Source organism: Streptomyces sp. NPDC054757, assembly GCF_053612185.1.
On the sequence record NZ_JBSHBW010000026.1, the window covers coordinates 53,640 to 76,040 of the forward strand.

Genomic DNA, 22,401 nt, shown 5'->3' on the forward strand with positions numbered 1-22,401 from the left:
GGCGTCACCCCTTCCTGGCAGGACGGCCGACGCGCACGGAGAGCCGGGGCCGGGACCCGAGCCCGAGCGCGGTGATCCCCGTCGCCATCGTGCGGTCCAGGTCGGCCCGTACGTCGTCGAGTTCGCGGAAGTGCGAGCGGGCCCGCACCTTGACCTTGGAACGCTTCATCCGGATGTGTACCGACTGCACACCGGCCACCTCCATGGCCCGGTCCCGCAGCACCAGCGCCGCCGCGTCCCGTTCGAGACCGGCCTTGACCTGCGGGCTGTCCCGCCGCATCGAAAGCAGTGAGCGCAGCCCCGGAGTGAGGGCCAGGACGAGCAGCCAGAGGCCGATGGCCATCACGACCCCGGCACAGACCTTGATCCAGATGCTGTCCAGGGGCCGGGTCGCCAGATCGTCGGCGACCACATGGCGCCAGTGCATCGCGGGCCGCCCTGCCCGTACCGCCGACACGTCGTAGAGCAGCAGACCGGCCGCGCCGAGCAGTACGAGCGCCAGCAGCCCGGCCGGTGTCCGGCGCCAGGACCAGAAACGCCTCGCCCGGCCACCCGAACCGGGCGCCGGTGCGTAGGCGGTGGCGGACCCGGGGCTGTTCGGCTCGGCCGGGTCCTTCTCCATGACGGGAAGCCGCTGGGTGCTGTCGTCCGCTTCGCTCATCGGGTCCTCCCCCCGTCGGAGCCGCGGGTCTGCTCGGAGTGCAGCCGTTCGACCTGCACCGCCACCTCCGGCACCTCCATGTCCGCAAGGGACTCGACCCGCTGGGCCACCCGGCGCCTGACCGCACCGCACTGGGCGCCGATGTCGGACGGATAGCCGAGGTCGAGACTGACCCGGACCCGCGCACGGGAGTCCTGCACCGTGACCGTGGCATGCGGTGCGGAGCCGCCTTCGGGCACCCTGCCGATCGCCTCACGCGCCGCCTGCGCCGCGATCTTCGATACGACCCGGTCGGCGATCCGGGTCGAACCGCGCTCCGCGGGCGCCACCCGAGCCGTCATCGCCGCCGGTCGCCGTGGTCGCGGCTGCGGAAGAAGTCGCCGGCTTCGAGGTCGCCGTCGGCGAACCTGCCCGCGACGAAGCCGATCGCACCGAGCGCGGCCACCAGAAGAAAGGCTCCGAAGCCGCCGAAGTAGCCGGCGAAGCCAAGTGCCATACCGGCCAACAGGCCGACCACAGCCATACTCATCGTGCGCTCCTAAGCCGAAGGTTCGGGGTCACTGAAGTCGGGACTCCGGCTCTTCGTCGTCGTCCTCGTCCGGCAGTTTCACATCGCTGACCGCGATATTGACCTCGACGACCTCAAGGCCCGTCATCCGTTCCACGGCCGAGATGACGTTCTCCCGTACATCGCGGGCGACCTCCGCGATCGACACGCCGTACTCGACGACGATCTCCAGATCGAGGGCCGTCTGGACCTCGCCGACCTCGGCCTTCACCCCGCGCGACACGGACTTGCCGCCACCGGGGACCCGGTCGCGCACCGCGCCGAACGTACGGGAGATGCCGCTGCCCATCGCGTGCACGCCGGCCACGTCGCGCGCCGCGAGCCCGGCGATCTTCTCGACCACGCCGTCCGCGATGGTGGTACGGCCGCGGGAGCCGGGGGCGCCACCGCCGCGCTTGGTCACGTCGGTCTTGCGGGGCTCCTGGCCTGCCGGGCCCCTGCCGGAGGCGTCGGACTGGTTCTGCTGCGGGGTCTCACTCATCGCCGTACGTCCCTCTCCGAGCGGTAGCGGATTCTGTACCCACGGTAGGTGTGCTTTCCCGGTTCCGCGCCGGGAATGCGGCAGGGTGGGGGTATGACGGGTGACGGATCGTGTGGGCACGACGGGTTGGCGCAGGCCGTCCGCAGCAGGCTCGCCCTCGGCAGGCTGCTGCCGCTCGGCGGTGCGCGGGACGGCGCCTGGATCGCCGAGGAGGCGGCCGTCGCGGTGCTGCGGCATGCGGCCGACGGGGTACCGGGGACGGCGCTCGGGAAGCTGCGGATCGCTCCGGCCGGGGCTGCCGGGGCCGCTCCTGCGGGGGTTCCGGCCCCGCCGAGCGCCCTGCCGCCGGGGCCGCTGCGGGTCGTGGCGGAGGCGGATGCGGTGGTCGGCGCGGTGGTCGGCGGGGAGGCGCTCACGGCTGCCGTCGAACGGTTGCGGGACGCGCTGTTCGGCGCCTGCGACAAGGCGCTGGGGCTCGAAGTGACCGGGGTGGACGTACGGGTGACGGGGCTGCTGGAGGCGCGGCCGAATCCGTCGGCGGTCATTGGGCCGGACAGGGGGGCCGCCGCCGTACGGGGCCCCGAGGCCGATGCGGCGGCCGCCGTTCCCGGAGTCGCCCGGCTGACCGGAGTACTGGGTTCGGCCGTACACCGCACCGGCGACCATGTCCGGGTGGAGCTCGCGGTGGCCGCCGGGCGCCGGGCCCTGGACGTGACCGGGGCGGTGCGGGCCGCGGTGGCCGCCGCGTCCGGTACGGACCTGCCGGTGGCGGTGCTGGTCACGGCGGTGGACCTGCCCTGACCGGCGGCCCGGGGCGGTTCAGAATCCGCGCCGTGCGGCCGGAGTCGCGAGGCGGTAGGGATCCCGGGCGGTCAGATCCGTGCCGTGCGGCCGCATTCCCCGCACGGCCGCAATCCGCGCCGGGCCATCAGGATCCCCGGGCGGTCAGAATCCGCGCCGGGCGCCGCCGTCGACCGGCAGCATGATCCCGGTGAGGTACGAGGCGCCGGGCGACAGGACGAACGCGGCGGTCCTGCCGAACTCCTCCGGCCGCCCGTAGCGCCGCAGCGGCACCGCCGCCTCCGACCTGGCGCGCGCCGCCGCCGGATCACCGCCGAGCGTGTCCAGATGCCGCACCCGGTCCGTGTCGATACGGCCGGGCAGCAGCCCCACCACCCGGATCCCGCGCGGACCGACCTCGTCGGCGAGCGACTTGGCGAAACCGGCCAGGCCGGGGCGGAGCCCGTTGGAGATCGTCAGACCCCCGATGGGCTCGTGCACCGAGCCGGAGAGCACCAGGCCGATGACGCCCCCTTCGGACAGCTCGGCGGCGGCCGTGCGGGCGAGCCGCACCGCGCCGAGGAAGACGGCTTCGAAGGCCGTCCGCCACTGCTCGTCGGTGTTGTCGGCCGCCGAGCCCGCGGCCGGGCCGCCGACGCTGATGAGGATGCCGTCGAAGCGTCCGAAGTGCTCACGGGCGGTGGCGATCAGCCGTGCGGCGGCCGCGGGGTCACCGTTGTCCGCCGCCACCCCGACCACCCCGGGACCGAGCTCGGCCGCCGCGGCCCGCGCCGTCTCCTCCTCGCGCCCGGTGATGATCACCTTCGCCCCGTCGGCCGCCAGCTCGCGTGCCGAGGCGAACCCCAGCCCCCTGGTGGCTCCGGTGACGATGTAGACGCGGTCCTTCAGTCCAAGATCCATGGCCCTATCCTGCATCCTCCTCTGGCGCCCCCAGCGCGCGGGCCAGCCCCAGCGCGGTGTTCACCAGGCCGATGTGGCTGAACGCCTGCGGGAAGTTGCCGAGCTGGCGCCCGGCCACCGGGTCGTACTCCTCGGCCAGCAGCCCGACGTCGTTACGGAGCGAGAGCAGCTTCTCGAAGAGCGCCTCGGCCTCCTTGACCCGCCCGGTCAGCCGCAGGGCATCGACCAGCCAGAACGAACAGACCAGGAACGTTCCCTCGCCGCCCGGCAGACCGTCCACCGAGGGGCCCTCCACGCTGTAGCGGCGCACCAGACCTTCGTGGCACAGCTCATCGCGTACCGCGTCGACCGTCCCGACGACCCGGGGGTCGTCCGGCGGCAGAAAGCCGACCTGCGGAATGAGCAGCGTCGCCGCGTCCAGCTCGGTGGAGCCGTACGACTGGGTGAAGGTGTTGCGCTCCTTGTCGAAGCCCTTCTCGCACACCTCCCGGTGCACCTCGTCGCGCATCCGCCGCCACCGCTCCACATCGCCGCGCAGCTTCGGCTCGGCCTCCAGGGTGCGTACGGCACGGTCGGCGGCGACCCAGGCCATCACCTTGGAGTGCACGAAGTGGCGGCGTGGCCCGCGTACTTCCCAGAGGCCCTCGTCCGGCTCCCGCCAGCGCGACTCCAGGAAGTCGAGCAGGGCCAGCTGGAGGCTCCAGGCGTGTTTCTCGTCGGCCAGACCCGAAGTGCGGGCCAGATGGAGGGAGTCGATGACCTCGCCGTACACATCGAGCTGCAGCTGGTTCACTGCTCCGTTCCCGGTACGGACCGGCGCGGAGTCCGCATGGCCGCGCAGCCACCCCAGCTCCGTCTCGGGCAGCCGCCGCTCGCCCGCGAGCCCGTACATGATCTGGAGATCGCCGGGGTTGCCCGCGACCGCGCGCAGCAGCCAGTCGCGCCAGGCCCCGGCCTCGTCCAGATAGCCGCAGGCCAGCAGCGCGCCCAGGGTGAGCGTGGAGTCGCGCAGCCAGCAGAACCGGTAGTCCCAGTTGCGTACGCCCCCGATCTCCTCGGGGAGCGAGGTGGTCGGGGCCGCGACGACGCCCCCGGTCGGGCGGAAGGTGAGCGCCTTCAGGGTGATCAGCGAGCGGACCACCGCCTCCCGGTACGGGCCCTGGTACCGGCAGGGCGTCGACCACGTGTGCCAGTCCTCCAGCGCCTGTTCCAGCGCCTCGTGCGGGTCCACGAGCGCGGGGCGCGGCTCCTGTGACGGATGCCAGGTGAGCACGAACGCCACCTTCTCGCCCGCGGCCACGGTGAAGGACGAGCAGGTGGAGAAGTGCTGGCCCCAGGTCTTCACCTCCGGCTCGCTGCGCAGCCACACCGAGTCCGGGCCCGCCACCGCGATCCGGTGGCCGTCCGAGCGGCGCATCCACGGGACGACCGAGCCGTAGTCGAAGCGCAGCCGCAGCGTCCCCGCCATTTCGACCTCGCCGCTGACGCCCTCGACGATCCGCATGATGTCCGGTGCGGTGTCGCGCTGCGGCATGAAGTCGATGACCTTGACCGTGCCGGTCTCCGTCTCCCAGACCGACTCCAGGACGAGCGACCCGTCCCGGTAGCCGCGCCGGGTGCAGGCGCCGGCTCCGGCCGGTGCGATACGCCAGTGGCCGTTCTCCTCGTCGCCGAGCAGTGCGGCGAAGCACGCGGCGGAGTCGAAGCGGGGCAGGCACAGCCAGTCGATGGAGCCGTCCCTGCCGACCAGGGCCGCGGTCTGCAGATCGCCGATGAGGGCGTAGTCCTCGATACGTTGGGTCACGAGGGGCCGTGTTCCCGGGAGAGCCCCGCGTTAAGCAGCCGCGGGCACCGGTTCGGGTGTGTTCTCCGACGCCCCCGCGGCCCGTTCGCGCTTCTCGCGGCGGGCCAGGATGACGAAGCCGATGGGCACCCCGGCGGTGAAGAGCCACCACTGCACCGCGTATGCCATGTGCGGGCCGATGTCCGAATGGTCGGGGGCCGGGATCAGCTCGGGCGTGTCGCCCTTGGGCTGAGGTGCGGTCTGCTCGATGTAGCCGCCGAGGACGGTCCTGCCCAGCGCCTTCGCCTGCTGCTCACTGTTGATCAGCATCACCTGGCGGGGCGGCAGCCCCCGTACGTCCTTGATCCCGCTGTCCCCGGTCGTCTGATCGGCCATCAGCCGGCCGGTCACCGTCAGCCTGCCCCGGGGGGCGGCCGGGATTCTGGGCAGTGTGGTCTGGCTGCCGTTGTCCGGGATCCAGCCGCGGTTGATGAGCACGGTCCTGCCGTCGTCCAGGACGAAAGGGGTCAGGACGTGGTACCCGACGGTGCCGTCGGCGGAGGTTCTGCGCCGTACGACGACCTCGTGCGCCGTGTCGTAGTGGCCGGTCGCCGTCACCTGTCGCCAGTACTGGTCGTAGGGGACCGTATGTCCGGGGGACGTGAGGTCTCCGACCGGTACGGGCCGGGACTTGAGGTTCTCGCCGATGAGCGTGTTCTGCGCGACCTTGTGCTCGTGACGGTGCAGCTGCCAGAAGCCCAGCTTGATCATCGTCGGCATCAGGACGAGAGAGACAAGGGCGAGAATCACCCACTGCCGTGTCAACAGGAAGCGGTACACGTCTCTGAAGGTACTCGCACGAGGAGGTCCCCCCGGACGGGGGGTCCCGCCGGAGGGACAGAACCGGGCAGATTCAGACCTTGTCGACGATGCCCTCCTTCCCCTCCGCGCGGGCGCAGTGGCCTCCGCAGTACCACTCACCGTCGGCCTCCACGCCCTGCCCGATCACCCGGACACGGCAGTGCTCGCAGATGGGCGCCATCCGGTGGATGGCGCAGGAGAAGCAGTCGAAGACGTGCACCGCGCCCTGCGCGTGCACCTCGAAGGACATGCCGTAGTCGTTTCCGCATACCTCGCAACGTGCCATGCGCCACAGGGTGGGACGCCGGAGGGCGGCGGGCGAGCGGACGGGGGGCGAGTCGCCCGCCAATCACCCGTCTGCCGGGGCCGGGGCGACGTCGCGGAGCAGCTGGGTGAAGGCGGCCTCGTCGATGACGGGGGTGCCGAAGGACTTGGCCTTGACCGTCTTGGACGTGGCCGATTCCGGGTCATTGGTGACGAGCAGGCTGGTGAGCCGGGAGAGGCTCGTCGCCACATGCAGTCCGGCTTCGGCCGCCCGGTCCTCAAGAAGCTCGCGGTCGACCGATGTGTCACCGGAGAACGCCACCCGCATCCCCTGCACCAGCGGCTTCCCCGGCTCGTACCGCCCGGGGTTCGGGTAGGGGCAGGCGGGCCGCTTCCTGGCCGGACGCCAGCTGCTCTGCCGGTACGACGCCTGATAGCCCACGCGTGGCGCGGCCGGGGCGTCCGACCACTCGGTGAGCGGCCGGCATTCGAGGAGCGGCAGCCGCACCCCTCCCCGGGCCGCGGCGTGCAGACTCGGGCGGAACGCCTCGGCCAGCACCCGGGCGTCGTCGAGCGCGTGGTGGGCGCGCTGCTGTACGACGCCGAAGTGCGCGGCGAGCGATTCCAGCTTGTGGTTGGGGAGCGGCAGGGCGAGCTCCTTGGAGAGCGCGATGGTGCACAGCCGCTGGCGGACCGGGGCGGTCCGCCGCGCGCGGGCGTACTCCCTGGCGATCATCTGCCAGTCGAAGATCGCGTTGTGCGCCACCAGGACGCGGCCGTCGAGCCGTTCGGCGAACTCCGCCGCGATCTCCGGGAAGAGCGGGGCGCCCTCCAGGACCTCGCTGGTCAGCCCGTGGATCCAGACGGGCCCCGGGTCGCGCTCCGGATTGACCAGCGTGTACCAGTGGTCCTCGACCTCGCCCTGGGCGTCCAGCCGGTAGACGGCAGCGGAGATTATCCGGTCGTCGCGTGCGAGGCCGGTGGTCTCCACGTCGACGACCGCGTACCCCTGCGGGTACGCGGCCGGCCACGCTGTCGCTGCTGTCTGGCGGTCGTCGAGCATGGTCACAGAGAATACGGGCCCCCACCGACAACCCGGCAATCCCGGGGGGCACACCCGCCTCGCCGCCGGCCGGCCCGGAACCCCGCGTACGGGACGGCGCGGCGCGGTTTCCGTTGTGGAGCAACCGATGTGACGGGGCGTCGGGCCCCCTGGCCCGCCGCCGCCCATCAGGGCCCGGGAGGTACGGGGCGGGCCGCCCGCCTGAGCCCCCACCGCGGCCGCCCACCCGGGCCGCCACGGGCGAGGCCCGCGCGGACCGTGGTGGCCCGGATGAGATTCTGGCCCGATGACGGACTCCTCCCACGACGAACCCCACCGCGGCGGCCTCGGCGCGCGCCTCAACTGGCTCCGGGCCGCGGTGCTCGGTGCCAACGACGGCGTCGTATCGACCGCGGGCATCGTCGTCGGTGTCGCCGGTGCCACCGGCTCGCGTACCGCGCTGCTCACCGCCGGTCTCTCCGGACTGCTCGCGGGGTCGATGTCGATGGCGGCGGGGGAGTACGTCTCGGTGTCCACCCAGCGCGACTCGGAGAAGGCCGCCCTCGCCCTGGAGAAGCGCGAACTGCGTGAGACCCCGGACGCCGAACTCGAAGAGCTGGCCCGGCTCCTGGAGGGCAAGGGGCTCTCCGCGGATCTGGCCAGGGAGGCCGCCGAACAGCTCACCGAGCGAGACGCCCTGCGCGCCCACGCCGAGGTCGAGCTGGGCATCGACCCCGACGACCTCACCAGCCCCTGGCACGCGGCAGGCGCCAGCTTCGCGGCCTTCACCGCCGGCGCGCTCCTGCCGCTGCTCGCCATCGTGCTGCCGCCGGCATCGGTGCGGCTGTACATCACGGTGCTGTCGGTCCTGGCGGCGCTGGCACTCGCGGGCTGGTGGAGCGCCCGGTCGGGGTCCGCCCCGGTACGCCCCGCCGTGGTACGGAACATGGCCGGGGGAGCGCTGGCCATGGCGGTGACCTACGCGGCCGGGGCGCTGCTCGGCGCGGCGGGCGTCTGAGCGCCCGGCCCGCTCCAGTGTCCGTCCCGGAGTGCGCCCCTGCCCGCGCGAGGATCCGCCCGGCCCGCCCTGGAGTCCGCCCCGCCCGCGCAAGTGGCCGGGGCGGACACCCCAAGTACCCGCCCGGTGGCGCCTCTTGGCGGAACCCGCCAAAAGGCGCTGACAGAATGTCTCGCATACTTGTCAGTAACAACATCTAGCCGGGGCCGATCCCGCGGCCGTACCGTGCTGGCATGCCGAACCTGCCCGATGTCGTGCTGTGGTCCATACCCGCCTTCGTCCTGCTCACCGTCGTGGAGATGGCGAGCTACCGGTTCCACCCCGACGAGGACTCCGCGGGGTACGAGACCAGAGACGCCGTCACCAGCGTCGGAATGGGTCTCGGCAGCCTGGTCTTCGACTTCCTGTGGAAGATCCCGATCGTCGCGATCTACACCGCGGTGTACGAACTCACCCCGCTGCGTGTCCCCGTCCTCTGGTGGACCGTCCCGCTGATGCTGCTCGGGCAGGACTTCTTCTACTACTGGTCGCACCGCGGCCACCACGTCGTCCGCATCCTCTGGGCCTGCCACGTCGTGCACCACTCCAGCCGCAAGTTCAATCTGACGACCGCGCTGCGCCAGCCCTGGACGTCGCTGACCGTCTGGCCCTTCTACCTCCCGCTGATCGCCATCGGCGTGCACCCGGCCGCGCTCGCCTTCTGCTCTTCCGCCAACCTCGTCTACCAGTTCTGGGTCCACACGGAGCGGGTCGGCAAGCTGCCGCGCCCCTTCGAGTACGTGCTCAACACGCCCTCCCACCACCGGGTGCACCACGCCTCGCAGGGCGGCTACCTGGACCGGAACTTCGGCGGGATCCTCATCGTCTGGGACCGGCTGTTCGGATCCTTCACACCGGAGACCGTGCGGCCCGTCTTCGGGCTGACCAAGAACATCGACACCTACAACCCGCTGCGGGTCGCGACCCATGAGTACGCGGCCATCGCCCGGGACATCCGGGCCGCGGCGAGCTGGCGCGAGCGGGCCGGGCGGGTCTTCGGCGGACCGGGCTGGCAGCCGGCGCCGGCCGCCGGATCCGTACCGGATGCGGCCACCGCCGGAGCGGTTCCGGAACCGGGCCCCGCTGGAGCCGCGCCGGGGCCCGCCGGCTCAGGGGGCGCCGCCCCGGCCGCCACCGCGGTCGTTCCCGCCCTGGAGACCACGTCCGAGCGCATCGCGTGACACCCGGGCGGGAACGGGCCGCGCGGCTGCTGGGCCTCGCCTACGGGTTCGCCGCCCTGGCCGACCTCTGCGCGCTCCTCGCCACCGGGCACACCGGCCTGCTCGTCCACACCACCGCCAAACCGCTGCTGATGCCGCTGCTCGCGGCCCATGCGTACGTACGGGGCGCGCCCCGGCTGCTGGTCGCCGCGCTGCTGTGCGGCTGGGGCGGCGATGTCCTGCTGCTGTCCGGCGCGGAGCCCGCCTTCCTCGCGGGGATGGCTCTGTTCGCGGCCGGACACGTCTGCTATCTGGTGCTCTTCGGGCGCGGTCGTACGAACCCGTACCTCGGGGCGGGGTACGCCGTCGTCCTGGCCGCCACGGCCGCCGTGCTGCTGCCCGCGCTCCCGGCCGGGCTGCGGATCCCGGTGGCGGGCTACTCGCTGCTGCTCACCGCCATGGCGTACCGGGCGAGCGGCTCCGGCCCGGCCGCCGGGCTCGGCGGGGCGCTCTTCCTGGTCTCGGACACACTGATCGCCACTGGGATCGCGGACCTGCCACAGCCGCCCGTACCCGGTTTCTGGGTCATGGCCACCTATGTGGCGGCCCAGTCCCTGCTGGCCGCGGGGGTGCTCCGGTCCCGGGACGCACCGGCTCCCGCGTACCGTGGCACTCGTACATCTGTCTGATCAGCGAGGACCTGCCCCATGCGCGCCACCGTCATCCACGCCCCTCACGACGTCCGGGTGGAGGAGGTGCCGGATCCCGCGGTCCAGCACCCCACCGACGTCGTCGTCCGCGTTCTGCGCGCCTGCATCTGCGGCAGTGACCTCTGGGCCTACCGCGGTGTGGCCGCACGTGTCCCCGGGCAGCGGATCGGTCATGAGTTTCTCGGTGTCGTCGAGGAGACCGGCTCCGATGTACGGGGTTTCGCCGCCGGTGACCTCGTCGTCGCGCCCTTCGTCTGGTCCGACGGCACCTGCGAGCACTGCACCGGCGGGCTGACCACCTCCTGCCCGCAGGGCGGTTTCTGGGGATCGGTCGGTTCCGACGGCGGTCAGGGCGAAGCGGTCAGGGTGCCCTTCGCGGACGCCACCCTCGTCGGCCTTCCGGCCGCCGCCATATCCGACGACCGGCTGCTCACCGCGCTGCTCGCGCTCTCCGACGTCATGGGCACCGGCCACCACGCCGCGCTCGGCGCGGGCGTGCGGCCGGGCAGCACCGTGGCCGTCGTCGGTGACGGCGCAGTGGGGCTCTGCGGCGTACTGGCCGCGCGGCGGCTCGGCGCCGAGCGCATCATCGCGCTCGGCCGCCACCAGGTCCGCACCGACATCGCCCGGACCTTCGGCGCCACCGACATCGTCGCGGTCCGCGGCGACGAAGCCGTCGCCGCGGTGCGCGAGCTGACCGGGGGCCAGGGTGCGCACGCGGTGATCGAGGCCGTCGGCACCGAGCAGTCGATGGCCACGGCCGTCGCCGTCACCCGGGACGGCGGGGCCATCGGTTATGTCGGTGTCCCGCACGGCAGCGGCACCGGTCTTGACCTGAGCGACATGTTCAACCGCAACATCGCCCTGCGCGGCGGAGTCGCCCCGGTCCGCAGCTACATCCCCGAACTGCTCGCCGACGTACTGGACGGGACCATCGACCCGTCACCGGTCTTCGACCGCACCGTCGCCCTGGACGAGGTGCCGGAGGGCTACCGGGCGATGGACGAGCGCACCGCGCTCAAGGTCCTGGTGAAGTAGGCACCGGCCCGGCGGTCCGGCGGCGAGCCGGGCGGGGCGGTCCGGCGGTCCGGCGGGCGGGGCGCCGTCCGCCCTCGCCCCGGGCGCCGTCCGCCCTCGCCCCGCCGGGCGCCGTTCGCCCCACCGCCGCGCCGGCCGCCCCACCGCCCCGCCCGGCCCGTCCTCCGCAGGGCTACCGGGTGACCGCGTGCAGCGCGTCCGCCAGGCCCGCCCCGTAGAAGCTGGTGTGGCTGCCGCCGCCCTCGCAGACCGCGTCGGGCTTCCCGTCACCGTCGGCGTCGACCGGGTACGGCCTCGGGCAGGTGAGCCGGTCGGCCCCGGCGTACAGCAGCGCCTTGACCTGGGCGGGCGAGGCGTGCGGATGACGGGACTTGATCAGGGCCGCCACTCCGGCGACATGCGGAGACGCCATCGACGTACCGGCCATGTAGGCATAGCCGCCGCCCGGCACCGGGCCGAGTACCGCGCTGCTGGTGGCAGGCGGCGCGGGCGGCTGGTACGTGGCCGAGTCGCCGCCGGGCGCGGCGATGTCGACGACCCCGAGGCCGTAGTTGGAGTACGAGGACTTGAGGTCCTTGGTGCCCGTCGCGGCCACGGTGACGACGCCCGGCAGCTGCGCGGGGATGTCCGGGCAGGCCGTCGGGTCCACCGTGCGGGAGACCGCCGTGCCGTCGTCCGGGCTCAGCGGGTCGGTGACGCGGTGCGACGCGAGGTCGAACCCCTCGTTGGCCGCCGCCGCGACATTGACCGTGCCTTTGCGCTCCGCGTACCGCGTCGCCCGGGTGACGGCCTCGACCAGGGCCTTCTGGTCCGGGTCGGACGTGCAGTTGAAGTACCACGGGTCGGTGAAGTAGCTGCTGTTGGTCACATCGGCGCCATGGTCGGCGGCCCACACGAAGGCGCAGACGACGGCCTCCGTGTAGAAGAAGCCGGCGGCCGTGCCGACCTTGATGCCCGACACCCGCACGCCGGGCGCCACCCCGGTGATGCCGATGCCGTTCCGCGCGCCCGCGATCTCGCCCGCCACATGGGTGCCGTGCGGGCTCTCGTCCGCGGTGGGCCGCCAGGCGCCGTCCGTGGTGTCGGGCTTGCCCGTGCCGCAGTCCGCCGACGCCCCGCGGTCGAAGTTGGGGGCGATGTCCGGGTGGGTGTCGTCGACACCCGTGTCGATCACCGCGACCGTGACAGCACGGCTGCCGAGCGTCCGCTCATGGGCCTGGTCCGCCTTGATGGCCCGCATGTCCCACTGGAGCGGCTCCATCGGGTCCTCGCCCGGGGCGGCCTTCGCCGCTGCCGCCGCCCGCTGCCGGGCCGTGAGCTCCAGCGGCGCCTCGGTCTTCTTGGCGGCGGCATCCTTCTTGGCGGCACCGGCAGGCAGCGGCGCGGTACGGGTCGCACCCACCGAATCGATCCCCCTGACCCTGCGCAGGGTCTTCGCGAAGTCCGGCCCGGACGCGTGCGCCACCACCACGCCCACCTCCTCGTACGCCATGACCACCGAGCCGCCCGCCCGGGTGACGGCCCGCTCCGCCGAGGCCGTGGCACGGTGACCGGTCCCGGTGTTCACGACGTACGACAGAGCCGGGCCCGTCCCGGGGGCCGGGGCGTGCGCGGGGGCGGCGCCGCCCTGCTCCGCGGTGGCCGTGCCCGGCAGGAGGCAGAGCGAGGCGACGAGGGCCAGTCCTGCGGGCAGCGCGAGTGCACGCGCCCGCCCGGATCTCAGATGAACCATGGATCCTCCACATCATCCGTAGCAACCGCCCTGCTGCGGAACGCAGTTGGGCGTCCGTCCGACCAGTGAAGCGCACCCCGTCCCGCCGCGCCCGTCAAGCGGTCCGACAGGGAGGGCCGGGCATTCCGACGGAAAGGGCCCGGCGTCCTGACGGAAAGGGCCGGGCGTTGAACCACTCGGCCCCGCGCGCCGTGCCCCTGTCCGGAGGCCCGGAACAGCGGACCTCCGGCAGTCCACTCACCGTCCGTACGTCGCGAGGAGAATCCGTGGCCACCGATGCACCGCAGACCCCGGGCGGAACGCGCGCCGGTCCCGGCCGGGCCCCGGCCGGGACGTTCACCGAGGTGCAGCAGAGCGCGGAGTTCGGCGAACTGCGCCGCGCCCACCGCTCCTTCGCCTTCCCGCTGACCGTCGCCTTCGTCGCCTGGTACCTGCTGTACGTGCTGCTTTCGAGCTACGCGGGCGGCTTCATGGGCACCAGGCTCGTCGGCAACATCAATGTGGCCCTGGTCCTCGGCCTCGGCCAGTTCCTCACCACGTTCCTCATCGCGTGGCTCTACTCGCGGCACGCCGCGAACCGGCTCGACCCCCGGGGAGCCGCGATCAAGTCCCGTATGGAGGGCGGCTCATGAGCCCCGCCGTCCAGCTCGCCGCATCGGCGACCACCCAGCACCGGCCCCTGATCATCACCCTGTTCGCGGTCTTCGTCGCCGCCACGCTCGTCATCACCGTCTGGGCGGGACGCCGCACCAGGAGCGCCGCCGACTTCTACGCGGGCGGCCGGCAGTTCTCCGCGCTGCAGAACGGGCTCGCGGTCTCCGGCGACTACATGTCGGCCGCCTCGTTCCTCGGCATCGCGGGCGCCATCGCCCTCTTCGGCTACGACGGCTTCCTCTACTCGATCGGCTTCCTGGTCGCCTGGCTGGTCGCGCTGCTGCTTGTCGCCGAACCGCTGCGCAACTCGGGCCGCTACACGATGGGCGACGTCCTCGCCTACCGGATGCGCCAGCGCCCCGTCCGTACCGCGGCCGGAGCCTCCACCATCGTCGTCTCGATCTTCTATCTGCTGGCGCAGATGGCGGGCGCGGGAGTCCTGGTCTCGCTGCTGCTCGGCATCACCAGCGACGCGGGGAAGATCGCCATCGTCGCGCTGGTCGGTGTCCTGATGATCGTGTACGTCACGATCGGCGGGATGAAGGGCACCACCTGGGTCCAGATGGTCAAGGCCGTCCTGCTGATCGCCGGGACCGTCCTCATCACGTTCCTGATCCTGCTGAAATTCCACTTCAACGTCTCCGACCTGCTGGGCTCGGCCGCGTCCCACAGCGGCAAGGGGAAAGCGTTCCTGGAACCCGGCCTCAAGTACGGCGCGTCGGGGACCTCCAAGCTGGACTTCATCTCGCTCGGCATCGCCCTGGTGCTCGGCACCGCCGGCCTGCCGCACATCCTGATCCGCTTCTACACCGTGCCGACGGCCAAGGCCGCCCGCAAGTCGGTGAACTGGGCGATCGGCATCATCGGCGCCTTCTACCTGATGACGATCGTGCTCGGTTTCGGCGCCGCCGCCCTGCTCAAACCCGCCGACATCATCGCGTCCAACCCGGCGGGGAACACGGCGGCCCCGCTCGCGGCCCTGGAGATCGGCGGCGGCGCCGGCTCCACCGGAGGGCCGGTCCTGCTCGCGGTGATCTCAGCGGTGGCCTTCGCCACCATCCTCGCGGTGGTCGCCGGGCTCACCCTGGCCTCCTCGTCGTCGTTCGCGCACGACACCTACGCCAACGTCATCCGCAAGGGGAAGGCCACCGAGAAGGAGGAGATGCGCGCGGCCCGCTGGGCCACCGTCGCGATCGGCGCCGTCGCCATCGTGCTGGGCGCCTTCGCCCGCGATCTGAACGTCGCGGGTCTGGTCGCCCTCGCCTTCGCGGTCGCCGCTTCCGCCAATCTGCCGACCCTGCTCTACAGCCTCTTCTGGAAGAGGTTCACCACCCGCGGCGCCCTCTGGTCCATCTACGGGGGTCTCGTCTCCTCCGTGGTGCTGGTCCTCTTCTCACCGGTCGTCTCCGGGAAGCCCACCTCGATGTTCAAGGGCGCCGACTTCGCCTGGTTCCCGCTGGAGAACCCCGGCCTGATCTCCATCCCGCTGGGATTCCTGCTCGGCTGGCTGGGCTCGCTGCTCTCGTCCGACGAGCCCGACCAGGACAAGTACGCCGAGCTGGAAGTCAGGTCCCTCACCGGATTCGGGGCCCACTGAGCTCCATCGGGAGGCGTCCGCGCAGGGAGGCGTCCGCGCAGCGGGGGTACGCGCGCCGGGGGCCCGGTCGCAGGGATCGTAGGGATCTACGACCGGGCCCCTTCCCACCTCGTGGTAATCGGCCCCTGTGGGTGTCACAGGTGTCGCGTACGCTCGGTTGCGTACGCGTTTCCGTTTCTGGGGAGGGGGCCCACCGTGCTTGTCGACACCTTTGGCCGAGTGGCCACTGACCTGCGGGTGTCACTCACCGACCGCTGCAATCTGCGCTGCACGTACTGCATGCCGGAAGAGGGCCTGCAGTGGCTGGCCAAGCCCGATCTGCTCACGGACGATGAGATCGTCCGGCTGATCGACATCGCCGTGACCTCGCTCGGTATCACCGAGGTCCGCTTCACCGGCGGTGAGCCGCTGCTGCGCCCCGGCCTCGTCGGCATCGTCGAGCGCGTCGCCGCCCTTGAGCCACGCCCCCGGATGTCCCTCACGACCAACGGCATCGGCCTCAAGCGCACCGCACAGGCCCTGGCCGCCGCCGGCCTCGACCGGGTCAACGTCTCGTTGGACACCCTGCGCCCCGACGTCTTCAAGACCCTCACCCGCAGGGACCGCCACGGCGACGTCCTGGACGGGATGGCCGCGGCCCGCGCCGCCGGGCTCACCCCGGTGAAGGTCAACACCGTACTGATGCCGGGGCTCAACGACGACGAGGCCCCCGACCTGCTCGCCTGGGCCGTGGAGAACGACTACGAGCTGCGCTTCATCGAGCAGATGCCACTCGACGCCCAGCACGGCTGGAAGCGGGACGGGATGATCACTGCGGGTGACATCATCGAGTCGCTGCGCACCCGCTTCACCCTCACCGAGGAGGGCAGCGACGAGCGCGGTTCGGCGCCCGCCGAGCGCTGGGTGGTCGACGGCGGACCGCACCGGGTCGGGGTCATCGCCTCCGTCACCCGCCCGTTCTGCGGCGCCTGCGACCGCACCCGGCTCACCGCTGACGGACAGGTGCGTACCTGCCTCTTCGCCCGTGAGGAGTCGGACCTGCGGGCCGCGCTGCGCTCCGGTGAACCGGACGAGGAGATCGCCCGGCGCTGGAAGCTGGCGATGTGGGGGAAGAAGGCCGGATCCGGTCTGGACGATCCGTCCTTCCTCCAGCCCGACCGGCCCATGTCGGCGATCGGCGGCTGACCGGACCGCCGGCCGGCCTCCCGTGTTCCGGGCCGGCCACCGGCTGTCCGGGCCGGCCTCTACGGTGTTCCGCCGCCGGCCTCCCTCGTCCCGCCGCCGGTCCTGGCGCCCCGCTCCCAGTCGGCGAGGGCCACCACGTCCTTGAGAAAGCCGCGTACCCCCAGGAACTGGGACAGATGCTCCCGGTGTTCCGCACACGCCAGCCAGGTCTTCCGGCGCTCCGGGGTGTGCAGCTTCGGGTTGTTCCACGCCAGCACCCACACGGCATCGGCCCGGCAGCCCTTGGCCGAGCACACCGGGGCGGAAGCGGGGGCGGAACCGGTCGTATCAGGGGAGTTCACCCCTCAACCCTAGGCCAACGCATCGCCGTTACGGACGGACCAGGGGCCGGGAAATGGCGACGCCGAGCAGCCACGGGGGGAGCTGCCCGGCGTCGGTCCTTCGCTCCGACGGGGGATGCGGAGCGCCTGCAAAGTATGTCACGGGCCCATAGGGGTGCGGCACCGGAACTTCATGATTGATCTGAGCTTTTCTTGAGCTTTGGCCCCCATGGGGATTCGGCCCCGCCTCAGCCCTGATCCGCCACCCGCTGCTCACGCTCCGTGGCGGTGCGCTCGTCCGCCGACTCGGCCCCCGTCACCACGGAGGACGGTTCCAGCGCCGGGCGGAATGGTGCCGGAACGAACGTGGTGGGGAGCCCCGGAGTGTTCTCGCGGCCCGCGTTGGCGATCACCACGGCGACGTACGGGAGGAAGGCACCCAGCACCAGGGCCCCGATCGCCACCGGTCGTGCCACGTTCCAGAGAGCCGCGGTCAGGATGACCGCGACGGTCCGCACCGTCATCGAGATGATGTACCGGCGCTGCCGGCCGCGTACATCCTCCGCGAGTCCCGTGCGGGCGCCCGTGATCCGGAAGACCTCACCACCGCTGCTCTGCTTCCCCATCGCGCTCCACCACCCGATTCCCGCGCCGGACTCTCCCCGGACCGGACGGCACCACGGTACGCCGACGCTCCACGCCCGATAAGGGCGGGGCGCGCCCGTACCGCCCGTGCCGGGGCCACCGCGGCACGTATGGAGCTGTCCGACATGCGCCGTATGGAGGCTGGGCCGAAACTGGGGCCCACGCGTAAACGGCAGCCCTATCAGGAGGCGACGTGAATTGGTTGTGGGCCATCATCGTGGGGCTGGTGCTCGGTCTGATCGCCAAGGCGATCATCCCGGGCAAGCAGCAGATCCCCCTGTGGCTGACCGTGGTGTGCGGCATCCTGGGCAGCGTGCTGGGCAACTGGGCGGCCACCGGCCTCGGGGTCAACGACACCCGGGGCATCGACTGGATCAGGCACCTGCTCCAGCTGATCGGCGCCGTGATCGTCGTCGGTGTCGGTGACAAGCTCTGGGCCGCGGTCCGTGGCAGGCGACACGCCGCCTGACGCCGGGCGTGCGTCCTGACGCCAGGCGTACGTGAGGGGCGGCCGGTGCGAACCGGCCGCCCCTCACGCATGCCGCTTCCGTACTACCGGACGCCGGTGACCTCGACCGCCGCCAGGTTCTTCTTGCCGCGGCGCAGCACCAGCCACCGCCCGTGCAGCAGATCCGCGGCGGCCGGCACCGCGTCCTCGCCCGCGACCTTCACGTTGTTGACGTAAGCCCCGCCCTCCTTGACGGCGCGGCGGGCCGCCGACCTGCTCGGCACCAGACCCGTTTCGGCGAGCAGTTCCACGACCGGAACGAGCGCGTCGACCCTGGTGTGCGGCAGCTCGGAGAGCGCGGCGCCCAGCGTCGCCTCGTCGAGCTCCGTCAGCTCGCCCTGGCCGAACAGCGCCTTCGACGCCGCGACCACCGCCGCACACTGGTCCGCGCCGTGCACCAGCGTCGTCAGCTCCTCGGCCAGCGAGCGCTGCGCGGCCCGCGCCTGCGGCCGCTCCTCGGTCTGCCGCTCCAGCTCTTCCAGCTCGGCCCGGCTCTTGAAGCTGAGGATGCGGTTGTACGTGGAGACATCGCGGTCGTCCACATTCAGCCAGAACTGGTAGAAGGCGTACGGAGTGGTCATCTCCGCGTCCAGCCAGACGGCACCGCTCTCCGACTTGCCGAACTTGGTGCCGTCCGCCTTGACCATCAGCGGGGTGCCCAGCGCGTGCACCGACGCGTCCGGCTCCAGGCGGTGGATCAGGTCGATGCCCGCCGTGAGGTTGCCCCACTGGTCGCTGCCGCCCTGCTGGAGCGTGCAGCCGTACCGCCGGTAGAGCTCCAGGAAGTCCATCCCCTGGAGCAGCTGGTAGCTGAACTCCGTGTAGCTGATGCCCTGTTCGGACTCCAGACGGCGGGCGACCGAGTCCTTGGTGAGCATCTTGTTCACCCGGAAGTGCTTGCCGATGTCCCGCAGGAACTCGATCGCGGACAGGCCCGCGGTCCAGTCCAGGTTGTTGACCATGACCGCCGCGTTCTCCCCCTCGAAGGAGAGGAACGGCTCGATCTGGGAGCGCAGCCGGCCCACCCAGTTCGCGACGGTCTCCGGGTCGTTCAGCGTGCGCTCGGCGGTCGGCCGCGGGTCGCCGATCTGACCGGTGGCCCCGCCCACCAGCGCCAGCGGCCGGTGCCCGGCCTGCTGGAGCCTGCGGACGGTGAGGACCTGCACGAGGTGGCCCACATGCAGGCTGGCCGCCGTCGGGTCGAAGCCGCAATAGAACGTGACGGGACCGTCCGCGAGCGTCTTGCGCAATGCGTCCTCGTCAGTGGAGAGGGCGAAGAGCCCCCGCCACTTCAGCTCGTCGACGATGTCCGTCACGGGTCTCGCGTCTCCTTCGGTGTGCTGGTACGTACGTTCCGGACCGGAAGTACGTCCCAGAGGTTATACGCCCTGGCTGACGGAGCTCATATTGAAATCCGGGATGCGCAGGGCGGGCATCGCGGCGCGCGTGAACCAGTCGCTCCACTCGCGCGGCAGCGTCCGCTCCGTACGCCCCGCCTCGGTGGCCCGGGAGAGCAGACCGACCGGTGACTCGTTGAAGCGGAAGTTGTTCACCTCGCCGGTGACCTCGCCGTTCTCCACGAGATAGACACCGTCCCTGGTCAGCCCGGTCAGCAGCAGGGTGGCCGGATCGACCTCCCTGATGTACCAGAGGCAGGTCAGCAGCAGCGCCGGACCGTCGTGCCCCGACGCAGCCACCATCTCGTCGAGCGAGCGCTCCCCGCCGCCGTCCAGGACCAGATTGCCGATGGCGGGGGCCACCGGGAGGCCGGTCAGCTCCGCGCTGTGCCGGGTGGTGACCAGGCGCTCCAGCCGGCCCTCGCGCACCCAGTCCGTACGGGAGAGCGGCAGCCCGTTGTCGAAGACCGAGGTGTCGTCGCCCGACGCGTGCGCCAGGACGAAGGGCGCCGACTCCAGACCGGGCTCGGCCGGATCGCTGCGCAGGGTCAGCGGCAGCGCGGAGAGCCGGTCACCGATACGGGTCCCGCCGCCGGGCCGGGAGAAGACCGTACGGCCCTCCGCCGCGTCCCGCGCCGCCGACGACCAGAGCTGGTAGATCAGCAGATCGGCCACGGCGGTGGGCGGCAGCAGCGTCTCGTACCGCCCGGCGGGCAGCGCGACCCGGCGCTCGGCCCAGCGCAGCCGCCGCGCCAGCTCGGCGTCGAGCGCGGCCGGGTCGACATCGGTGAAGTCACGTGTGGCCCGGCCCGCCCAGGCGGAGCGGGACCGGTCGGGGGACTTGGCGTTCAGCTCCAGGGTGCCGTTCGGCTGGTCGTGGCGCAGCCGCAGGCCGGTCGACGTACCGAGGTAGCTGGAGGTCATCTCATGGCTGGCGAATCCGTACAGCTCCCGTCCGCCGGACCGTGCGCGGGCGAAGGACTCGCCCAGCGCCGGTGCGAAGGCGGCGAAGACCGACGAGTCCGTCCCGGCCGGTGGCTCCGTGAAGCCGGGGGACTCGGGCACCCCGCCGACCAGCGGCCGGGCGTCCTCGGCCGGGGCGCCGTCCCGGGCCGCCGCCTCGGCGGCCCGGACCAGCGGTTCGAGGTCGGCCGCGGTCACCGCCGACCGGGAGACGACACCGGACGCGGTGCCCTCCCTGCCGTCGACGGTGGCGATGATGGTCAGGGTCCGGCCGCGGGTCACGCCGTTGGTCGTCAGCGCGTTCCCCGCCCAGCGGAGATTGGCGCTCGCATGCTCGTCGGCGATGACGACGCAGCCGTCCGCCGTGGAGAGGGCGAGGGCCCGCTCGACGATCTCGTGCGGCCTGCTGCTGCGGTTCGACGGTGTCATCGTCCGGCCTCCTGCGTGGTGTTCAAGATGTTGACGCCCCGGAAGAGGGCGGACGGGCAGCCGTGCGAGACCGCGGCGACCTGCCCCGGCTGGGCCTTGCCGCAGTTGAAGGCGCCGCCCAGCACATAGGTCTGCGGGCCGCCGACCTTCTCCATCGAGCCCCAGAAGTCCGTGGTCGTCGCCTGGTAGGCGACGTCCCGCAGCTGCCCGGCCAGCCGGCCGTTCTCGATCCGGTAGAACCGCTGACCGGTGAACTGGAAGTTGTAGCGCTGCATGTCGATCGACCACGACCGGTCGCCCACCACATAGATCCCGCGCTCGACGCCCCCGATCAGATCCTCCGTCGAGAGCCCGCCGGGATCAGGTTTCAGCGACACATTGGCCATCCGCTGCACCGGCACATGCCCCGGCGAGTCCGCGTACGCACACCCGTTGGACCGGCCGAGCCCCGTCAGCTTCGCGATCCTGCGGTCCAGCTGGTACCCGACCAGCGTGCCGTCCCTGATCAGGTCCCAGGACTGCGCCTCGACGCCCTCGTCGTCGAACCCGACGGTGGCCAGGCCGTGTTCGGCGGTCCTGTCGCCCGTCACGTTCATCACGGGGGAGCCGTACGCCAGCGTGCCGAGCTTGTCGAACGTGGCGAAGGAGGTCCCGGCGTACGCCGCCTCGTACCCCAGTGCCCGGTCCAGCTCGGTGGCGTGCCCGATCGACTCATGGATCGTCAGCCAGAGGTTGGAGGGGTCCACGACCAGGTCGTACGCCCCCGCCTCGACACCCGGTGCCCGCATCTTCTCGGCGAGCAGCTCCGGGATCCGCTCCAGCTCGGTGTCCCAGTCCCAGCCCGTGCCGGTCAGATACTCCCAGCCGCGCCCCACCGGCGGTGCGAGGGTGCGCATCGAGTCGAACTCGCCGCTCCGCGCGTCCACCGCCACCGCGGTCAGCTGTGGATGCAGCCTGACCCGCTGCTGGGTGGTGACGGTACCGGCGGTGTCCGCGTAGAACTTGTTCTCCAGGACGGTCATCAGCGAGGCGTCCGCGTGCGCGACACCGTCCGCCCGCAGCAGCCGCGCCGACCAGTCGGCCAGCAGCCCGGTCTTCTCGTCCGCGGGTACGGAGAAGGGGTCGGTTCCGTACGAGGAGACCCAGGTCCGGTCCGCGTGCACCGGCTCGTCCGCCAGCTCCACCTTCTCATCGGACCCGGCCGCCCTGATCACCCCGGCGGAGAGCTTCGCCATGGCGACCGCCTGCCCGGCCACCCGCGCCGCCGCGTCCATCGACAGGTCGACACCGGAGGCGAACCCCCAGCTCCCGCCGTGCACGACCCGCACGGCGTACCCGAGGTCGGTGGTGTCCGACGACCCGGCGGGCCGGGCGTCCCGCAGCCGCCAGGTCGCGCTGCGGACACGTTCGAAACGGAAGTCGGCGTGGTCGGCGCCGAGCGCGCGGGCCCGGGCCAGGGCCGCGTCGGCCAGGGCGCGCAGCGGCAGCGCGGTGAAGGCTGCGTCGATCGAATGTGGCACGGAGGTCTCCTGTCGTCACGACCGGTCGACCGCATCATGTCGCGCGGACGCGCCCCGCTGCCAGATGCTTTCTGTAGGGACCCGACAGGGTCCGCCGCGCGGCGCTGTCGGAGGCCGATTCCTCC

24 protein-coding genes are annotated in these 22,401 nt (G+C 72.1%); 9 read left to right on the forward strand and 15 right to left on the reverse strand.

The features are described from left to right. Positions 1-4: 4 nt before the first annotated feature. From ACWGKJ_RS26730 to ACWGKJ_RS26745, 4 genes are read right to left on the reverse strand one after another with little or no spacing between them, the layout of a single operon-like run. Positions 5-661, reverse strand: coding sequence for a DUF6286 domain-containing protein (locus ACWGKJ_RS26730; protein WP_385028464.1), 657 nt, complete (start codon positions 659-661; stop codon positions 5-7). Next, positions 658-1,002, reverse strand: coding sequence for an Asp23/Gls24 family envelope stress response protein (locus ACWGKJ_RS26735; protein ID WP_385028461.1), 345 nt, complete (start codon positions 1,000-1,002; stop codon positions 658-660). The genes ACWGKJ_RS26730 and ACWGKJ_RS26735 overlap by 4 nt, the downstream gene beginning before the upstream one ends. Beyond that, positions 999-1,190, reverse strand: a complete 192-nt coding sequence (locus ACWGKJ_RS26740; protein ID WP_385028458.1) for a hypothetical protein — start codon at positions 1,188-1,190, stop codon at positions 999-1,001. The genes ACWGKJ_RS26735 and ACWGKJ_RS26740 overlap by 4 nt, the downstream gene beginning before the upstream one ends. Before the next feature lie 28 nt (positions 1,191-1,218). Beyond that, entirely contained in the window at positions 1,219-1,710 is a 492-nt protein-coding gene (locus ACWGKJ_RS26745; protein WP_385028455.1) for an Asp23/Gls24 family envelope stress response protein, read from the reverse strand. Between the two features lie 93 nt (positions 1,711-1,803). Here ACWGKJ_RS26745 and ACWGKJ_RS26750 point away from each other — a divergent pair, with 93 nt between their 5' ends. Then, entirely contained in the window at positions 1,804-2,511 is a 708-nt protein-coding gene (locus ACWGKJ_RS26750; protein WP_385028452.1) for a hypothetical protein, read from the forward strand. Positions 2,512-2,655: 144 nt separating this feature from the next. Here the strand turns inward: ACWGKJ_RS26750 and ACWGKJ_RS26755 are convergent, their stop codons facing one another. The 5 genes from ACWGKJ_RS26755 to ACWGKJ_RS26775 all read right to left on the reverse strand — a co-directional run bounded on the left by ACWGKJ_RS26755 (position 2,656) and on the right by ACWGKJ_RS26775 (position 7,388). Beyond that, positions 2,656-3,411, reverse strand: coding sequence for an SDR family oxidoreductase (locus tag ACWGKJ_RS26755; RefSeq protein WP_385028449.1), 756 nt, complete (start codon positions 3,409-3,411; stop codon positions 2,656-2,658). 4 nt (positions 3,412-3,415) lie between these two features. Then, positions 3,416-5,215, reverse strand: a complete 1,800-nt coding sequence (locus ACWGKJ_RS26760) for a glycoside hydrolase family 15 protein (protein WP_385028446.1) — start codon at positions 5,213-5,215, stop codon at positions 3,416-3,418. A gap of 30 nt (positions 5,216-5,245) precedes the next feature. Then, on the reverse strand, positions 5,246-6,034 hold the full coding sequence (locus ACWGKJ_RS26765) for an SURF1 family cytochrome oxidase biogenesis protein (RefSeq protein WP_385028443.1): 789 nt from the start codon (positions 6,032-6,034) through the stop codon (positions 5,246-5,248). A 73-nt stretch (positions 6,035-6,107) separates the two neighbouring features. Continuing rightward, positions 6,108-6,341: a hypothetical protein gene (locus ACWGKJ_RS26770; RefSeq protein ID WP_385028440.1), complete on the reverse strand. Its 234-nt coding sequence runs from the start codon at positions 6,339-6,341 to the stop codon at positions 6,108-6,110. Positions 6,342-6,404: 63 nt separating this feature from the next. Beyond that, positions 6,405-7,388: a DEDDh family exonuclease gene (locus ACWGKJ_RS26775; protein ID WP_385028438.1), complete on the reverse strand. Its 984-nt coding sequence runs from the start codon at positions 7,386-7,388 to the stop codon at positions 6,405-6,407. A gap of 280 nt (positions 7,389-7,668) precedes the next feature. Here ACWGKJ_RS26775 and ACWGKJ_RS26780 point away from each other — a divergent pair, with 280 nt between their 5' ends. From ACWGKJ_RS26780 to ACWGKJ_RS26795, 4 genes are all read left to right on the forward strand, one after another. Next, the gene (locus ACWGKJ_RS26780; RefSeq protein ID WP_385028435.1) at positions 7,669-8,379 is read left to right on the forward strand and encodes a VIT1/CCC1 transporter family protein; all 711 of its coding nucleotides are present in this window, start codon (positions 7,669-7,671) and stop codon (positions 8,377-8,379) included. A gap of 233 nt (positions 8,380-8,612) precedes the next feature. Next, positions 8,613-9,599: a sterol desaturase family protein gene (locus tag ACWGKJ_RS26785; protein WP_385028432.1), complete on the forward strand. Its 987-nt coding sequence runs from the start codon at positions 8,613-8,615 to the stop codon at positions 9,597-9,599. Further along, a complete protein-coding gene (locus ACWGKJ_RS26790) occupies positions 9,596-10,267 on the forward strand; it encodes a lysoplasmalogenase (protein ID WP_385028429.1) in 672 nt (223 codons plus the stop codon). The genes ACWGKJ_RS26785 and ACWGKJ_RS26790 overlap by 4 nt, the downstream gene beginning before the upstream one ends. Positions 10,268-10,285: 18 nt before the next feature. After that, a complete protein-coding gene (locus tag ACWGKJ_RS26795) occupies positions 10,286-11,326 on the forward strand; it encodes a zinc-dependent alcohol dehydrogenase family protein (RefSeq protein WP_453315832.1) in 1,041 nt (346 codons plus the stop codon). Positions 11,327-11,498: 172 nt separating this feature from the next. On the opposite strand, the gene ACWGKJ_RS26800 is transcribed toward ACWGKJ_RS26795, so the two are convergent. Beyond that, the gene (locus ACWGKJ_RS26800) at positions 11,499-13,058 is read right to left on the reverse strand and encodes a S8 family serine peptidase (RefSeq protein WP_385033819.1); all 1,560 of its coding nucleotides are present in this window, start codon (positions 13,056-13,058) and stop codon (positions 11,499-11,501) included. A 266-nt stretch (positions 13,059-13,324) separates the two neighbouring features. Between ACWGKJ_RS26800 and ACWGKJ_RS26805 the strand changes: the two genes are divergently transcribed. The 3 genes from ACWGKJ_RS26805 to moaA all read left to right on the forward strand — a co-directional run bounded on the left by ACWGKJ_RS26805 (position 13,325) and on the right by moaA (position 16,494). Next, positions 13,325-13,690, forward strand: coding sequence for a DUF485 domain-containing protein (locus ACWGKJ_RS26805; protein ID WP_385033816.1), 366 nt, complete (start codon positions 13,325-13,327; stop codon positions 13,688-13,690). Further along, a complete protein-coding gene (locus ACWGKJ_RS26810) occupies positions 13,687-15,309 on the forward strand; it encodes a solute symporter family protein (protein ID WP_385033813.1) in 1,623 nt (540 codons plus the stop codon). The genes ACWGKJ_RS26805 and ACWGKJ_RS26810 overlap by 4 nt, the downstream gene beginning before the upstream one ends. A gap of 195 nt (positions 15,310-15,504) precedes the next feature. Beyond that, positions 15,505-16,494 (forward strand): GTP 3',8-cyclase MoaA, encoded by a 990-nt coding sequence (gene moaA, locus ACWGKJ_RS26815; protein WP_385033810.1) that lies wholly within the window; start codon positions 15,505-15,507, stop codon positions 16,492-16,494. A gap of 59 nt (positions 16,495-16,553) precedes the next feature. Here moaA and ACWGKJ_RS26820 read toward each other — a convergent pair whose 3' ends face one another. Then, on the reverse strand, positions 16,554-16,835 hold the full coding sequence (locus ACWGKJ_RS26820) for a hypothetical protein (RefSeq protein ID WP_385033808.1): 282 nt from the start codon (positions 16,833-16,835) through the stop codon (positions 16,554-16,556). A gap of 227 nt (positions 16,836-17,062) precedes the next feature. Further along, entirely contained in the window at positions 17,063-17,440 is a 378-nt protein-coding gene (locus ACWGKJ_RS26825; protein WP_385033805.1) for a DUF3099 domain-containing protein, read from the reverse strand. A gap of 212 nt (positions 17,441-17,652) precedes the next feature. On the opposite strand from ACWGKJ_RS26825, the gene ACWGKJ_RS26830 reads away from it, so the two are divergent. Beyond that, positions 17,653-17,928: a GlsB/YeaQ/YmgE family stress response membrane protein gene (locus ACWGKJ_RS26830; RefSeq protein ID WP_385033802.1), complete on the forward strand. Its 276-nt coding sequence runs from the start codon at positions 17,653-17,655 to the stop codon at positions 17,926-17,928. An 83-nt stretch (positions 17,929-18,011) separates the two neighbouring features. Here ACWGKJ_RS26830 and tyrS read toward each other — a convergent pair whose 3' ends face one another. The 3 genes from tyrS to ACWGKJ_RS26845 all read right to left on the reverse strand — a co-directional run bounded on the left by tyrS (position 18,012) and on the right by ACWGKJ_RS26845 (position 22,276). Next, the gene (gene tyrS, locus ACWGKJ_RS26835) at positions 18,012-19,283 is read right to left on the reverse strand and encodes a tyrosine--tRNA ligase (RefSeq protein WP_385032390.1); all 1,272 of its coding nucleotides are present in this window, start codon (positions 19,281-19,283) and stop codon (positions 18,012-18,014) included. A 63-nt stretch (positions 19,284-19,346) separates the two neighbouring features. Further along, positions 19,347-20,756 carry a metallopeptidase TldD-related protein gene (locus tag ACWGKJ_RS26840; RefSeq protein ID WP_453315833.1) on the reverse strand — a complete coding sequence of 470 codons (1,410 nt, stop codon included), beginning with the start codon at positions 20,754-20,756 and terminating at the stop codon, positions 19,347-19,349. After that, complete coding sequence (locus ACWGKJ_RS26845) at positions 20,753-22,276, reverse strand: TldD/PmbA family protein (RefSeq protein WP_385032393.1); 1,524 nt, start codon at positions 22,274-22,276, stop codon at positions 20,753-20,755. Before ACWGKJ_RS26845 ends, ACWGKJ_RS26840 begins: the two co-directional genes overlap by 4 nt. Positions 22,277-22,401: the final 125 nt, after the last annotated feature.